The organism is Streptomyces sp. NPDC101227, from assembly GCF_044767545.1.
GTDB lineage: Bacteria > Actinomycetota > Actinomycetes > Streptomycetales > Streptomycetaceae > Streptomyces.
The window spans coordinates 78,604-92,925 of sequence record NZ_JBIWOD010000005.1 but is presented as its reverse complement, the minus strand read 5'-3'; the positions used below and the strand labels follow the sequence as shown (position 1 = coordinate 92,925).

At 70.8% G+C, this 14,322-nt stretch carries 13 protein-coding genes; 7 read left to right on the top strand and 6 right to left on the bottom strand.

The window, feature by feature from the left end; all coding sequences use genetic code 11:
* Positions 1-125: 125 nt before the first annotated feature.
* A complete protein-coding gene (locus ACIRPT_RS12775) occupies positions 126-575 on the bottom strand; it encodes a VOC family protein (protein WP_403826081.1) in 450 nt (149 codons plus the stop codon).
* Between the two features lie 252 nt (positions 576-827).
* On the opposite strand from ACIRPT_RS12775, the gene ACIRPT_RS12770 reads away from it, so the two are divergent.
* The 3 genes from ACIRPT_RS12770 to mltG all read left to right on the top strand — a co-directional run bounded on the left by ACIRPT_RS12770 (position 828) and on the right by mltG (position 4,085).
* Positions 828-1,538, top strand: coding sequence for a FadR/GntR family transcriptional regulator (locus tag ACIRPT_RS12770; protein WP_403826078.1), 711 nt, complete (start codon positions 828-830; stop codon positions 1,536-1,538).
* A 111-nt stretch (positions 1,539-1,649) separates the two neighbouring features.
* Positions 1,650-2,930, top strand: a complete 1,281-nt coding sequence (locus tag ACIRPT_RS12765) for a CynX/NimT family MFS transporter (RefSeq protein ID WP_403826075.1) — start codon at positions 1,650-1,652, stop codon at positions 2,928-2,930.
* Between the two features lie 324 nt (positions 2,931-3,254).
* On the top strand, positions 3,255-4,085 hold the full coding sequence (gene mltG / locus ACIRPT_RS12760; protein WP_403826072.1) for an endolytic transglycosylase MltG: 831 nt from the start codon (positions 3,255-3,257) through the stop codon (positions 4,083-4,085).
* 64 nt (positions 4,086-4,149) lie between these two features.
* Here the strand turns inward: mltG and ACIRPT_RS12755 are convergent, their stop codons facing one another.
* The 4 genes from ACIRPT_RS12755 to ACIRPT_RS12740 all read right to left on the bottom strand — a co-directional run bounded on the left by ACIRPT_RS12755 (position 4,150) and on the right by ACIRPT_RS12740 (position 7,800).
* Positions 4,150-4,869, bottom strand: a complete 720-nt coding sequence (locus ACIRPT_RS12755; RefSeq protein ID WP_403827061.1) for an ABC transporter permease subunit — start codon at positions 4,867-4,869, stop codon at positions 4,150-4,152.
* 66 nt (positions 4,870-4,935) lie between these two features.
* Complete coding sequence (locus ACIRPT_RS12750; RefSeq protein WP_403826069.1) at positions 4,936-5,847, bottom strand: ABC transporter ATP-binding protein; 912 nt, start codon at positions 5,845-5,847, stop codon at positions 4,936-4,938.
* Entirely contained in the window at positions 5,844-6,770 is a 927-nt protein-coding gene (locus ACIRPT_RS12745; RefSeq protein ID WP_403826066.1) for an ABC transporter permease subunit, read from the bottom strand. The genes ACIRPT_RS12750 and ACIRPT_RS12745 overlap by 4 nt, the downstream gene beginning before the upstream one ends.
* On the bottom strand, positions 6,760-7,800 hold the full coding sequence (locus ACIRPT_RS12740) for an ABC transporter ATP-binding protein (protein ID WP_403826063.1): 1,041 nt from the start codon (positions 7,798-7,800) through the stop codon (positions 6,760-6,762). Before ACIRPT_RS12740 ends, ACIRPT_RS12745 begins: the two co-directional genes overlap by 11 nt.
* A 256-nt stretch (positions 7,801-8,056) precedes the next feature.
* Between ACIRPT_RS12740 and ACIRPT_RS12735 the strand changes: the two genes are divergently transcribed.
* The 4 genes from ACIRPT_RS12735 to ACIRPT_RS12720 all read left to right on the top strand — a co-directional run bounded on the left by ACIRPT_RS12735 (position 8,057) and on the right by ACIRPT_RS12720 (position 12,953).
* Positions 8,057-8,932 carry a M24 family metallopeptidase gene (locus ACIRPT_RS12735; RefSeq protein ID WP_403826060.1) on the top strand — a complete coding sequence of 292 codons (876 nt, stop codon included), beginning with the start codon at positions 8,057-8,059 and terminating at the stop codon, positions 8,930-8,932.
* Positions 8,929-10,767: an SDR family oxidoreductase gene (locus ACIRPT_RS12730; RefSeq protein WP_403826057.1), complete on the top strand. Its 1,839-nt coding sequence runs from the start codon at positions 8,929-8,931 to the stop codon at positions 10,765-10,767. Before ACIRPT_RS12735 ends, ACIRPT_RS12730 begins: the two co-directional genes overlap by 4 nt.
* Before the next feature lie 89 nt (positions 10,768-10,856).
* Positions 10,857-11,774, top strand: coding sequence for a metal-dependent hydrolase (locus ACIRPT_RS12725; protein WP_403826054.1), 918 nt, complete (start codon positions 10,857-10,859; stop codon positions 11,772-11,774).
* A gap of 36 nt (positions 11,775-11,810) precedes the next feature.
* A complete protein-coding gene (locus tag ACIRPT_RS12720) occupies positions 11,811-12,953 on the top strand; it encodes a MerR family transcriptional regulator (RefSeq protein ID WP_403826051.1) in 1,143 nt (380 codons plus the stop codon).
* Positions 12,954-12,972: 19 nt separating this feature from the next.
* On the opposite strand, the gene ACIRPT_RS12715 is transcribed toward ACIRPT_RS12720, so the two are convergent.
* Positions 12,973-14,322, bottom strand: coding sequence for a carotenoid oxygenase family protein (locus ACIRPT_RS12715; protein ID WP_403826048.1), 1,350 nt, complete (start codon positions 14,320-14,322; stop codon positions 12,973-12,975).

Genomic DNA, 14,322 nt, shown 5'->3' with positions numbered 1-14,322 from the left:
CGGGCCTGGAGGCGCGGCTTCGCCGGTGGCGCGGCTCCGTCGGCCGCCCGCCCCGGCGGCCGGTCCGCCCCGTGGGCCGTGCGGCCCCGCCGGCGGAGGGTGGCCTCACTGGTGGAGGGGCGGCCCTACCCCGCGCCCTCGACCGGCGGCATGGCCGCCCCGCCCGGATTCCACGCCTCCAGGAAGGCGGGCTGGCGGGCCAGGTCCACCAGCTCGACCCGGGCACCGATGCTGTCCATCCGGTGATAGGCGAAGGGACGCCCATACGGGCAGCCGGAGAAGTCGGCGGGAAACCCCTGGTCCGACAGATGCCGGGAGCCCTCCTCTATGGAGCGCGTCCAGAAGCCGAGGTGATCGAACCGCGCTCCCGTCGAAGCGTCCCAGGGGCTTCCCGGCGGCCCCTCGATGAGCTCGATGTAGGGCGGGCCGCCCCGGGTGAAGGTGATCCGGTAGTCCCAGCCGCCGAGCCGGTCCGCCTTGGGCTCCCTGAACTCGACTCCGGCAGCCGTCCCGAGGTCCCGTATCGCCGCCTCGATCTCCGGGACGACGAAACACACGTGGTAGAAGCCCGTCACACCGGCCACCTCCTGTTCTGCCTGCGCTCTGACCGGGTGCTGCCTTCATGACCAAACGGTCGCCGGGCGACGTGCGTTCCCGGGGCCTCCGGCACACCCATGTATGTGTACAGTGAATTCATCAGTTGTAGGATGACTGGGCAACTGCGGATGGCATCGCGAATGACCATGCCGGGTGAACCGCGGGGCGAACTGCGGGGCGAACCGCCGGATGAGCCGACGGGCGAATTGACGAAGGGCGATCGGACGGACATGGCACTGCAGGCGGCGGGACGGCAGTCCCTGGTCGACACCGTCGTCGAGACCCTGCGGTCCCAGCTGACCTCCGGGGAGTGGAAGGTCGGCGCCCGCATCCCTACGGAGCACGCCCTGGCCGAACAGCTCGAGGTCGGGCGTAACACCGTCCGCGAGGCGGTCCGGGTACTCGTACACGCCGGAATGCTGCGCTCCCGCCAGGGTGAGGGCACCTTCGTCGTCTCCACCGCGGACCCCGGCGAGATCATGCGCGGCGTCCAGCGGGCCGGCATCCGCGACGTACTGGAACTGCGGATCGCGCTGGAGGCCGAGGCCGCCCGGTTGGCCGCGCTCCGGCATGAACCCGCCGACCTGGAGCGGATGCGAGCGGCCCTGGACGCCCAGGCCGAACTGGCGGACGCCGAGGGGCAGCCCGACGCCAGCAGCCTCGAGCTGTACGCCGATCACGACATCGCCTTCCACAAGGCCGTCGTCGAGGCCGCGCACAACGCCGCGCTGACCGCGACCTACGGGTGGTTCAGCAGTTCGGTGCGGGAGGCGCTGGTCAGCGCGCTCGGCGATCAAGAGATGCCGAAGATCGTGCACGGCGATCACCGCGCGGTACTGGACGCCATCGCCACGGGTGATCCGGAGGGCGCGGAGCGCGCCACCCGCGCGCTCCTGGAGAAGCCGAAGCGCGCCGTGGAAGCGCTGCTCGCCGCCCGCTGACGGACCCGGCCGAAGTCACCTTCCCCCACTCCCCCCTGCCCTCCTCCCCCTCAACTCCCCCAAATCCCTCAACTCCCCTGTAATACACCGATCTTGGCGAGGTACGCACGCATGTCAGGGCCCCTGTCCGAAGCACCCTTGATCGACGCCGAGGAGGACCTGGTAGCGGCACCGCCGGTCACCGCGGCCCGCCGTCGCCTACGGACTCACCCGGCCCTCCTCCTGGCCGGGATCGTCCTTGCCGCGCTCAACATGCGGGCGGCGCTCGCCGGGGTCTCACCGCTGCTCAGCGAGATCGGCGAGCACTTCCACCTCGCCGCGACCGCCAGCAGCCTGGTGACGACCATCCCGCTGATCTTCATGGGTCTCGGCTCCATCGCCGCCCCGAAGCTGGCCCGCCGCTGGGGCACCGAGGCGGCGCTGTGCGGCGCGCTGGTGCTGCTCTGCGGCGGCATCGTGCTCCGGATCGCCCCGCCCGTCGTCGCGCTGTTCGTCGGCTGCGCGGTGGTCGGCACGTCCATAGCCCTGCTGAACGTCCTGATGCCGGGCCTGATCAAGCGCGACTTCCCCGAGCGCGCCGCGGGCATGACGGCGCTGTACTCGACCGCGATGATCCTGGGCGCCACCGTCTCGGCGGCCTCCGCCGTGCCTCTGGAGAACGCGCTCGGCGGCTGGCAGGGCTCCCTGGTCTCCTGGTCGCTGCTCGCCGCCGTCGCCGCGGTGGCCTGGATCCCGCAGGCGGTCATCGCCCGACGAGGTACGGGGACGGGCGCGGCCGCGGCGACGCCCCTCCACGCCGTCGAGGACGGGCCGAAGCTCAGCCGTTCCCCGCTCGCCTGGCAGGTCACGCTCTTCATGGGATCGCAGTCGCTGATCGCGTATGTGGTCATCGCCTGGATGCCGACGATCTTCACCGATCACGGCATGGGCAAGGGCGCGGCGGGGCTGGTCTTCGCCTTCAGCACGCTGGTGCAGATGGTGGGGTCGTTCGTGGTGCCGATGCTCGCGGGGCGGATGCGCCGCCAGCGGCTGCTGGGCGTAGCCGTCTCCACCCTGATGGCCTCCGGCGTCGCCGGACTCCTCGTGGCCCCGGTGGCCGGCGCCTGGCTGTGGGCGGCGCTGCTCGGCGTCGGCCAGGGCGGCGCGCTGGGCCTGGCCCTGACGATGATGGTCCTCCGCTCCGGCGACGCCCACACCGCCGCCCGCCTCTCGGGCATGGCCCAGACCGGCGGCTACCTCCTCGCCGCGGTCGGCCCCCTGGCCCTCGGCGCCGTCCACCAGGCCACCGGCGGCTGGACCGTCCCGATCCTGCTGCTCCTGGGCGTATGCGCGGGGCTCGCCCTGCTGGGCCTGGGCGCGGGCCGCGACCGGCGCATCGGGGACGGGGCGTAGGGACGTAGGGGCGGGTGGGCGGGGCGTAGGGGCGGGGACGGTACGGGCGCCGACCCCTTGCCCCGCCTCCCTTCCCTCCCCCCCGCAGTCTCAGTCCGCTCTCCGCCGCATCACCCGGCCGGCTCCGTCACCACGCCGTGCCCGTTCCCCAGGCCAACGGGGCCGACGCGGAGGCGCCGCTCTCGCCACGCGTGCCCCGGGAGCCCCGGCACCTGCGCGGATCCGGTGAACTCCGGGCATCTCGCCCGCGTCCGAAATCCGTCATCGGTAGCGATCCGGCGGAGGCCGTCGCCGCAAGGCCGCCCCCTGGCTTACCGTGCCCCCATGAGCGATGTTCAGCGCACCGTTCGCCGGTCCGGACCGCGGCTTTCCCGCACCGGCCGGCTTGTTCTCGTTGCCGTTTTGTGCGTTCTTGTCCTTGTCGCCGTGCTGGTCGTGCTGCGACTGCTGCGCGGGCCCCAGCCCGAGGCGAAGCTGACCGTCCCGGAAGGGCAGCGGGCGTCGCAGGTCTACGCCGCCACCGACAAGGTCCTGCACCTGGCCCACGGCAGCACCGCGAAGGCCGCCAAGGCCGCGCACCTCAACCTGCCGGACGAGGCAAAGGGCAACCCGGAGGGCTATCTCTTCCCGGCCACGTATCCGGTCCGCAAGGACACCACTCCGGCGTCCCTGCTCGCGTACATGGTCGACACGGCCAACCAGCGGCTCGCCGACGACCGCATCGCCTCCTACCGGACCGTGGTGATTGCCAGCATCGTGCAGGCCGAGGCGGACCGGCCGGGCGATATGGGCAGGGTCGCCCGGGTCATCGACAACCGGCTCGCCAAGAACATGCCGCTGCAGATGGATTCGACGATCAACTACGCGCTGGGCCGCAGCACCCTCAACACCAGCCACTCCGACACCAGGACCGACAGCCCGTACAACACCTACAAGCGCCAGGGCTTGCCGCCCACCCCGATCGACAACCCCGGGGCGGAAGCGCTCAAGGCGGCCGGCGCGCCGCCCAAGGGCGACTGGCTGTACTTCGTCACCGTCAAACCGGGCGACACCCGCTTCACCGCCGACTTCCAGGAGCATCTGCGCAACGTCCGGGAGTTCAACCGGAACCAGAAGGACGGCAACACCGGTAGCGGTCAGGCGCAGGACGGCTGACCGAGCGGCCTCCGGGGTACGCCCGGAGCGCCGCATTCCGCGCCGCCCTCTCGCTCCTCCCGGATCACTCCTCTCCGGCCAGGGTCAGTGACTTCAGGCGGCGACCGGCGTACCAGGTGGCGCCGACTGTGACGACCGCCAACAGGGATATGGCGAGCGGCAGTTGAACGTCCGAGGCGAGCGCGCCCTCCGCGCCGATCTTCTGGCCGACGGCCAGCGCCCACTGCTGGACGCTGAGGGTCCGGGCACCGGGGACGAGCGTCCCGAAGAGCGCCTCCCAGACCAGGGCGTAGACCAGACCGAAGACGACGGCATGCCGGGTGATGGTGCCGAGGAGGAGGAAGAGCGCGCTGTAGGCGACCGACGCGATGGCCGCCGCCAGGGCGTAGGCCACGGCTATCTGCTGGCTGTTCCCGTTGAGGATGAAGCCGGCGAGCAGGACGGGGACGGCGGAGAACGTGACCGTCACGCCTATCGCGACCAGCAGCTTGGTGAAGATGATCGTCGGCCGCGGCACCGGCTTGGACAGGAGGTAGACCACGGAGCCGTCGTCGATCTCGGGGCCGATCGCGCCCGTGCCGGCGATCACGCCGATCAGCGGGACCATCGTGCCCAGTGCGAAACCGCCCAGGATGCCGCTCGCGGTGGAGTCATCGGCGCCGGCCAGCACACGGACGGCGACGGCGATGATCACCAGCAGGGCGGGCAGCGCGAAGAGGATCAGTGCGCGGCGCCGGCCGAGCAGGGCGCGATAGGTGAGCCGGGCGACGGTGGGGTGGAACAGTGTTGCCCGGGGTGCGGGCGGGGCCGTCGGAGTGGTCGTGGACATGCGTCGGGCTCCTTTCCGGCCTCAGGCCGCTACGAGGTAGGAGAAGACGGATTCCAGCGACTCGTCGGAGGGCGAGACCGTCAGCAGGCGGATGCCGTGGTCACGGGCGACCCGCGGCAGGAGTTCGGTGAAGCGGCCGAAGTCGATCGCCTGGATGCGCAGCGCGCCCTCGACGAGATCCACTTCGATGCCGGCCGTCGAGGGGTCGGCGATCAGCGCACCGGCCAGCGCGCGATCGTTGTCGGACCGGACGAGGTAGCGGTGCGGGCGGTCGGTCATCAGTCGGCGGATCTTGCGGAAATCGCCGGACGCGGCGTGCCGGCCGGCCACCACCACCTCGATGTGGGAGGCCAGTTGCTCGACCTCTTCGAGGATGTGCGAGGAGAACAGGACCGTACGCCCCTCGTCACCCATCCGCCGCAGCAGTTCCATCAGCTGCATCCGCTGCCGCGGGTCCATGCCGTTGAACGGCTCGTCCAGCAGCAGCACGGACGGGTCGTGGACCAGCGCGGACGCCATTTTCACCCGCTGCCGCATCCCCTTGCTGTACGTCGAGATCTTGCGGTCCTGGGCGTACTGCATCTCCACCGTGGCCAGCGCCCTGGCCGCCTCGGCCCGGCCGAGGCCGTGCAACTCGGCGTTGGCGAGGACGAATTCGCGGCCGGTGAGGAAGTCGTACATCGCCTCGCGCTCGGGGACGATGCCGATGTGGCGGTAGATGCCGGCGTTGCGCCAGATCGTGCTGCCGTCGAGGGTGACGGTGCCGTTCGAGGGGGCCAGGAAGCCGCCCATCATGTTGATGAGGGTGGACTTTCCGGCGCCGTTGGGGCCGAGCAGGCCGGTGACGCCGGGGGCGATGGTCATGGTGATGTCGTTGACGGCAACGACATTCCCGAACCAGCGGGAGACGTGGTCGATGTGGAGCGTTGTCACAGGCCGGCCTTCCGGTAGCGGCGCATCAGCAGGGCGTAGGAGCCGGCGATGGCTATCAGCGTGACGAGGAGATAGACGAACCCGGCGGCCGTCGACGGCGCCAGGCCGTTGGGGAAGGAGGTGGTCCCGCCGAGGAAGGACGCCTGCACCCCGTCGATGAGCGTGATGGGGGAGAAGAGCCCCAGCCAGCCGACGGCGGACTCGCTGCCCTGGACGGACGCGATGCCCTGGACGGCAGTCACGGCACCGTACGGAATGGTGAGGACGGCGATCACCGCGGCGACGCCGAAGCCGCGGCGCGGGGTCAGCGCCGAGACGACCAGGCCGATCCCCGCGAAGAGGAGGGAGAGCAGGGTGGTGGAGACCAGCCCCTGCCCCAGGCCCTTGGTCTGGTCCAGGAAGTCCATCTTCGCCAGTAGCGCGCCGACGTAGAGGACCACAAGGGGCGCCGCGGTGAGGACGAACAGGGCGCTCGCCATGGCCGCGAACTTCGCCGCGACATAGTCCGCGCGCTCTATCGGGCGCGAGAAATACAGCGGGACGGTCTTGAAGCGCAGATCGCGGGAGACGGACTGCGGGGCCTGAGCGGCGAGATAGAGGCCGATGACGGCCTGGAGGTAGATGGCGTAGTGGGTGTAGCCGACCGGGAGGGCGGCGGCCTTGGTGAACACCGCGACCGCGACCATGATCGCGGCGGGCAGGCACATCACCGCGAAGAGCAGCATCGGCAGGACCTTGGTCTTGGCCGAGCGGCCGAGTCCGTAGGCGCCGCGCAGGCTCTGCGAGAAGAGCGACCGGCGGGCGTAGGCGCGGCCCAGTCGGGGGCCGTCGTAGTGGCGGTAGCCGATGTTGTGGATGTAGGCCCCGCCAGGAGCGGCGGCGGGGGTCGTGGAACCGGTTGGCATCGGAGACTCAGTGGGCATCGGATGCGCCTCCGTCCTGGGTGGCGTGCGGGGCGCCGGGGGCGCCTGCGGTGACGGGGGTGGTCGGCGGCTCGGAGGCCGCGGCGGCGTCCGCCTCGCGGAAGACCTCCGCTATCTGGTGCCGACGCTGTTCCATCCGGATCAGGCCGAGGCCGAGGCCGGCGACGGTGTCCCGCACCAGGTCGTAGGTCTCCTCGCCGGACGCCTCGATGTACAGCAGATGCCCCGAGGAGGCCAAGCCCTCGGCACGGGTCGCGTCGGTCACCGCGGCCCCCGCGGCGACCAGTGCCGCGCGCAGCGCAGCGGTGCCGTCCGGGTGGCGGTCGGTGTCCGTGACCTCCACCGCCAGCGAGGCCGTGGCCTGCGTGAACTCGTCCGTCGAAGAGGAGCGCAGCAGCTTGCCGCCGTCGATGACGACGACATGGTCGCAGGTGCGCTCCAGCTCCCCCAGGAGGTGGGAGGTCACCAGGACGGAGATCCCGAAGTCGGTGTGGATGCGGCGGATCAGGCCGAGCATCTCGTCCCGGCCGACCGGGTCCAGGCCGTTGGTCGGTTCGTCGAGGAACACCAACTGGGGGTCGTGGACCAGCGCCTGGGCCAGCTTCACGCGCTGCTTCATGCCGGTCGAATAGCCACCGATGGGGCGGTAGCGCTCCTCGTAGAGCCCGACGTGGCGCAGGGTGTCCGCGGTGCGCTCGCGCGCGGCGGTCGGCGGCAGGCCCGACATCCGGGCCATGTGCACCACGAACTCGGTGGCCGAGACGTCCGGCGGCAGACAGTCGTGCTCGGGCATATAGCCGACCCGCTCACGGATGGCGGCGCCGTCCTTGGTCACGTCCAGGCCGAGGACATGGGCGGTCCCTTCGGTGGCCGGGGCCAGGCCGAGAAGGATCTTGATCAGGGTGGACTTTCCGGCGCCGTTGGCACCCACCAGGCCAGTCACGCCGGGGGCGATGTCAACGGAGAGCCGGTCCAAGGCGGTCACCCGCGGGAACCGCTTGCTCAGGCTTTCGGTCACGATCACAGTCACGTCTTCGACGGTAGAGGCGACCGGCCCGCGGGGCGTCAGCCCATGCGATGGTCTCTGCCTACCTCTCCGGTATTACGAACCCCTAGGGGAACTCATGCCTGGGGCGTCCCCGACGTCAGGGTCGCAGCCCGGAGCGGTGCGGTGGGCCACGCCGTTATGCACACCCCTTGACGCAGCCGCCAGTCATTGTCACATTCATCAGTGTCAAGTTACGGGCGCGTACCGCGATGAACCGCTTACGGACGGACGGTTGGCGATGGCCTCAGTCACCTCAGCGATCTCGGCGACCTCAGCACAAACCGCACAACTCACCGCGGAACTCCGCGGGTTCAGAGAGGTCCAGCGGCTCGCGTACGACTGCGCGGAGGCGGTGGCAGCCCAGCTCAAGCCCGGGGTCACCGAGCGCGAGGCGGCGCGGATGCAGCGCGAGTGGCTGAGCGAGCGCGGCGTACGGGACTGGTTCCATCTGCCGTTCGCGTGGTTCGGCGACCGCACGGCCTTCGTCAATTTCCGCATCCCGCTCCAGTTCTTCCCCACCCACCGCGAGCTGGAACCGGGCATGGCCTTCATCCTCGACATGGCGCCGGTCCACAAAGGCTTCACCGCCGACATCGGCTATTCCGGCTGCCTCGGCCTCAACCCCGTGCACGACAGGCTGCTCGCCGACCTCGAAGCACACCGGGAGCTGATCCTGCGCGAGGTGCGCGAGCGGCGCCCGCTGCGCGAGATCTACGAGGACGTGGAGCGGCTGATGGTGCGGCAGGGATACGCCAACCGGCATCGCGCCTATCCCTTCGGCGTCATCGCCCACAAGATCGACCGGGTCAAGGAGCGCCGCTGGTCCCCCACCCTCTTCGGGTTCGGCACCCAGTCCCTCAAGGGCCTCGCCTCCGATGCGCTGCACGGCCACCGGGACGGCTGGTCCCCCCTGTGGAGCCCGTACACCTTCTCCGACCACCCGCCGCAGCCCGGACTGTGGGCGGTCGAACCGCACCTCGGGTTCCGGGGTACCGGCGCCAAGTTCGAGGAGATCCTGGTCGTCACCGACTCCAAGGACCCAGTGGAAAGCGCCTTTTGGCTCGACGACGATCTGCCGCATGTGCGGCGCTGGCAGGAGGAGAAGGCCGCATGAGCACGGGACAGGGCCAGGGGAAGGGCCGAGAGCCGGGACAGGCGCCGGGGCGGGGGCCGGGACAGGCGCAGGATCAAGGGCTCCAAGCGGCGCGGGAGCGCCGGGTGCGCACCGGGGGCATCGAGCTGTGTGTCGCCGAGCTGGGCGACGCCGCGCGGCCGACGGTGATCCTCGTCCACGGCTACCCGGACAGCAAGGAGGTGTGGTCCGAGGTCGCGCAGCGGCTGGCCGAGCGCTTCCATGTGGTGCTGTACGACGTCCGGGGCTGCGGCCGCTCGACGGCGCCGAAGCCGCTGCGCGGTGGGTTCACCCTGGAGAAGCTGACCGACGACTTCCTTGCCGTCGCGGACGCCGTCAGCCCCGACCGGCCCGTCCACCTGGTGGGCCATGACTGGGGCTCCGTACAGGCCTGGGAATTCGCCACGGTCCGGCGCACGGAAGGCCGGATCGCGTCCTTCACCTCCATGTCGGGCCCGTCACTGGACCACTTCGGCCACTGGATCAAGAAGCGGATGGCGCGGCCCACCCCCCGGCGCACCGCCCAGCTCCTCAACCAGAGCGCCAAGTCCTGGTACGTCTACATGCTGCACACCCCCGTACTTCCCGAAATGGCGTGGAAGGGCCCGCTCGGCAAGCGCTGGCCAAGGATTCTGCAGCGGGTGGAGAAGGTGCCCGCCGGCGACTATCCGACGCCGTCGCTGCCGACCGACGCCGCCCATGGCGCCTGGCTCTACCGCGACAACGTCCTCCCCCGGCTGCGCCGCCCGCGCGCCGACGCCTATGCGCACTGCCCGGTCCAGCTGATCACCCCCACCGGCGACGCATTTCTGTCCCAGCGGCTGTACGACGACCTGGAGCAATGGGCGCCCCAACTGGTACGCCGCACCCTCCCCGCCAAGCACTGGGTGCCACGTACCCGGCCCGACCAGCTGTCTTCCTGGATCACCGAGTTCATCGTCGCCAAGGAGGAGGGCGACCCGGCGAAGAAGGTGCTGGCCTCCGGCCCGTATGCCGACCGTTTCGGCGGGCAGCTGGTCCTGGTGACCGGCGCGGCCAGCGGTATAGGGCGGGCCACGGCGTTCGCCTTCGCCGAGGCCGGCGCGCGGATCATCGCCGTCGACCGGGACGCGGAGGGCGCGGCGCGGACCGCCGACATGGCGCGGCTGATCGGCGCCCCGCAGGCCTGGGGCGAGACCGTCGACGTCTCGGACGAGGCGGCGATGGAAAAGCTCGCGGACAAGGTGGACGCCGAATACGGCACCGTCGACGTCCTGGTGAACAACGCCGGTATCGGCCTGTCCGGGTCCTTCCTCGACACCACCACCGAGGACTGGAAGAAGGTCCTGGACGTCAATCTGTGGGGCGTCATCCATGGCTGCCGGATCTTCGGCAAGCGGATGGCGGACCGCGGGCAGGGCGGCCATATCGTCAACACCGCCTCGGCCGCCGCCTTCCAGCCGTCCAAGGTCCTGCCTGCCTACAGCACGTCCAAGGCGGCCGTCCTGATGCTCAGCGAGTGCCTGCGCGCCGAGCTGGCGGGCCAGGGCATCGGCGTCTCGGCCATCTGCCCGGGGCTGGTCAACACCAACATCACCGCCACCTCGCGCTTCGCCGGCGTCCCGGCGGACGAGGAAAAGCGCCGCCAGGCCAAGGCGTCCCGGATGTACGGGATGCGCAACTACCCGCCGGAGAAGGTCGCCGACGCCGTGCTGCGCGCGGTGGTCCGCAATCAGGCGGTGGTGCCCGTCACCCCCGAGGCGCGCGGCGCCCATCTGATGTCCCGCTTCACCCCGCGCGCCCTGCGTGCCATCGCCCGCATCGAGCCACCGCTGTAGCCACGGTTCGTCACCCCCCGTTCCTCCTCCCCCGTTCTCGTCCCCCTTCGTCGCCTCCAGGAGAAATCTGCGCACGTCAGGAGCCGCGCATGAGCACATCATCCTCACCGGCGCACCACCCGATAGCGCCGCGCCGGGTCTCGTTCGACTGGCGCGCAACACCGCTGCACTGGATACCGGACGAACCCACCGCCACGCACGTCATCAATGTGCTGCATCTGCTGCTGCCGGCGGGCGAGCGGTGGTTCGTCAAGGTCTTCAAGGAGGCACTCCCGCAGGTCCGGGACGAGGAGCTCCTCAAGGACGTCAAGGGCTTCATGGGCCAGGAGGCCACGCACAGCGTCCAACACGCTTACGTACTTGAGCACTTGGCTTACCAAGGACTGGATACCGGCCCGTACACCCGGCACGTCGACTTCCTCTTCGAGTACCTCCTGGGCGAGAAGCCGCCGTTCGGCATACCGCTCCCCGAACAGGAATGGCTGCGCTTCCGCCTCTCCCTCATCGCCGCCATCGAGCAGTTCACCGCGGTGCTCGGCAACTGGGTGCTGGCCGCCGACGGGCTCGACCGCGCCGCCCCCGACCCGGTGATGCTCGATCTGCTGCGCTGGCACGGCGCCGAGGAGGTCGAGCACCGTGCCGTCGCCTTCGACATGTACGAGCACACCGGCGGCGAGGAATCCGCCCGCTACCTCCGCCGCATCCTGGGGATGTCCGTCACGGCCCCCGTCCTCCTCTATCTCTGGGTCTGGGGCGCGGCCTACCTTCTGCGGCACGACCCGCAGCTCGCCACCCGTTCCCGCTACGCACTGCGCGAGCACAACCGCGCCGTACACAGGGGCCTGCTGCCCACCTGGCGGGAGCTGGGTGCGGCGATACCGCGCTACCTGCGGCGGTCGTACCATCCCTCGCAGGAAGGGTCGCTGCGCACGGCCGTCGCCTACCTGGCGTCCTCCCCGGCCGCACGGGCGGCGGCGGGTGCGGTGGGCCGCGCGGCACTCTCGTAACGCGCAACCAGCCACGCGCTCATGAGGAGCACCGCAGTGACCGAGCAGCCGCCCGCGGCCGAATACCGCATCGAGGATCTGGCCCATCTCAGCGGCGCCACGGTCCGTACGATCCGCGCCTACCAGGACCGCGGGCTGCTTCCGCGCCCCGAACGCCGCGGCCGGGCGAATGTCTACGGAGATGCCCATCTGGCCCGGCTGCGCCAGATCGCCGACCTCCTCGACCGCGGCTACACCCTCGCCAGCATCAAGGAACTCCTGGAGGCCTGGGACGCGGGGCTCGACCTGGGCGGGGTGCTCGGCCTGGTCGCCGAGATCGACGGGCCGTGGACCGACGAGAAGGCTGCCCGCATCAGCCGCGCCGATCTGGACACCGCCTTCGGCGGCACCTCCGACGAGGCGGCCGTGTCCGAGGCCGTCGAGCTCGGCGTCCTCGAACGCATCCCGGGCCACGACGACGAGTTCTTCGTCCCCAGCCCGCAGGAGCTCGCCGTCGCCGTCGAACTTCACTCCGCCGGCGTCCCCCTGCAGGCCATCTCCGGCCATCTGCGAGAGGTACGCGGCCAGGTCGAACACATCGCCGCCCGCTTCGTCGACTTCACCACCGAGCACGTCTTCCACCCGTTCCTGGACCACCCGCCCACCCCATCCGAAGCCTCCGAGGCGGCGGCCCTCGTACGGCGCCTCCGCCCGCTGGCCCAGCAGACCATCGACGCCGAACTCGCCCGCGCCATGCGCACCCTGGCCACGCGCTCCCTACGGCGTCATCTCGCCGAGGCGCTGCCGGAGGCACTACCGCAGGCGCTGCGAGAGGCGCTGCGAGAAGCCTCGCCGGAAGCGCTTCCGGAAGCCCCGCAGACGGATGCGCGGGGCGACGGCGGTCGGGCTTCGGTGTCGGCTCGGGAGCGGTGGCGAGCCCCCCTGCCGGGGCCTGAGCTCGCGGCGGGATACGCCCCCGCCTCCGGCCCGGTCGCGGACCCCCGTGCCGCGACCGGCCCGGAGCCGGTGCCGCTCCCCGCCGGGACCGTCCAGGCCGTACGAGACCTGGTCGGCCCCGACAACACGGCCGCCTTCATCGCCGCCGCCGTCCAGCGTGAGGTCCAGGCCCGCACCATGGATGCGCTGGCCGCCTCGGCCGTACGGGATGCGCCGGCCGGTGACGAGGCGCCTCGCCGCTGACCGGGTCAGGCCGAGGCTCTCAACCGATGCTGTCCGGAAGCCAGTTGCCATGGAAGCCGTACGGCACCCGCTGGGGGAGATGGACCGTCGCCACCGGGTCGGCGGATATGTCCTCCGCGTCCAGGATGACGAGATCGCTGCTGTCGGTGGACGCGTCATAGACATAGGTCATCAGCCAGCCCGGCCCGCCCGGACGGTCATCCGCGGGGGCGAAGGCCGCCTCCGACGGCGTACGGCCGGCTCCGAAGTCGTGCCGGGTCGCCGCGCCGGACCGTAGGTCGTAGCGCAGCAGCGCGCCCGGAATCGGCCCTGTGCCGGGCAGCTCGCCGGAAATGGCGTGCCCGAAGCGGGCGGGCTGCCCGGCGAGGCGGTCGTCGATCCGTGGGAACTCGCAGAACTGGTCGTCGAGCTGCTCCTCCGCCACGGTGCCGGTGACCAGGTCGATGCTCCAACGCCACAGATGGGACGGGGTATTGGTGCCGAATTCGGCATAGCGGGCGACATGAAGAACTATGCGCTGCGGCCCGTCGTCGTGGGCATTGAGGCTGTGGAAGACATAGCAGGGGTCGATGGAAAGCCAGCGGACCTCGCCGTACGGGTCGTCGCGGCGCAGCACTCCCAGCCGGGCGCCGTACTCCCGGTCCCAGGCGTACGGCATGCCGGGGCGGCTCCGGTCGAAGACGACGGGGAGGTCCATGAAGATGACGTGGGCGGCCGTGAGATGGAAGTCGTGCATCATCGTCGGCGCCGGTACGTCTATGGGGCGGCTGACCGCCAACTCCCCGGACGCATCGGCCCGGTGATAGGTGAGGTAAGGCGGGTTGGGTCCGCCGTACCCGAAGAAGTGGAGCTCGCCCGTCGTGGGGCAGGTCTTGGGGTGAGCGGTCATGGCGGTGTTGAGCCGGCCGCCGAAGTCATGGGCGCCGATGGTCTCCAGCTCATGGCCGGGGCGGCAGTCGATCTCGTAGGGGAAGGACGACTCGACCAGCGCCAGGGTGCGGCCGGCGTGCCGGACGATATGGGTGTTGGCGACTCCCGCCCGGAGATTGCGGTGGCCCTGTTCGTCCACGACGGGCGTGCCGTCGGTGAAGGTGGAGGTCCGGACCCAGCGGTTGCGGTAGGAGACGGCGCGGCCGCCTTCCAGACGCAGGCCGTGCACCATGCCGTCGCCGAAGAACCAGTGCCGGGAGGCGGCATCGCGTGGGTTGGGGCCGTTGCGCAGAAACCAGCCGGTGAGCTCCGGCGGGATGACGCCCGTGACCGGCAGGTCATAGGCGGTCAGCTCGTCCGGTACCGGCGCGAAGTTGCCGGCCAGGTGGGGCGCGGGGGCCAGGGATTCAGATGCGGTGCCGGGAGTCGTAGCGGTCAT

Coding starts and splice junctions, on each gene's coding strand:
- ACIRPT_RS12745 (WP_403826066.1), bottom strand. CDS start 6,770: ATGCCCACTGAGTCTCCGATGCCAACCGGTTCCACGACCCCCGCCGCC.
- ACIRPT_RS12725 (WP_403826054.1), top strand. CDS start 10,857: ATGAGCACATCATCCTCACCGGCGCACCACCCGATAGCGCCGCGCCGG.
- ACIRPT_RS12730 (WP_403826057.1), top strand. CDS start 8,929: ATGAGCACGGGACAGGGCCAGGGGAAGGGCCGAGAGCCGGGACAGGCG.
- ACIRPT_RS12770 (WP_403826078.1), top strand. CDS start 828: ATGGCACTGCAGGCGGCGGGACGGCAGTCCCTGGTCGACACCGTCGTC.
- mltG (WP_403826072.1), top strand. CDS start 3,255: ATGAGCGATGTTCAGCGCACCGTTCGCCGGTCCGGACCGCGGCTTTCC.
- ACIRPT_RS12715 (WP_403826048.1), bottom strand. CDS start 14,322: ATGACCGCTACGACTCCCGGCACCGCATCTGAATCCCTGGCCCCCGCG.
- ACIRPT_RS12765 (WP_403826075.1), top strand. CDS start 1,650: ATGTCAGGGCCCCTGTCCGAAGCACCCTTGATCGACGCCGAGGAGGAC.
- ACIRPT_RS12735 (WP_403826060.1), top strand. CDS start 8,057: ATGGCCTCAGTCACCTCAGCGATCTCGGCGACCTCAGCACAAACCGCA.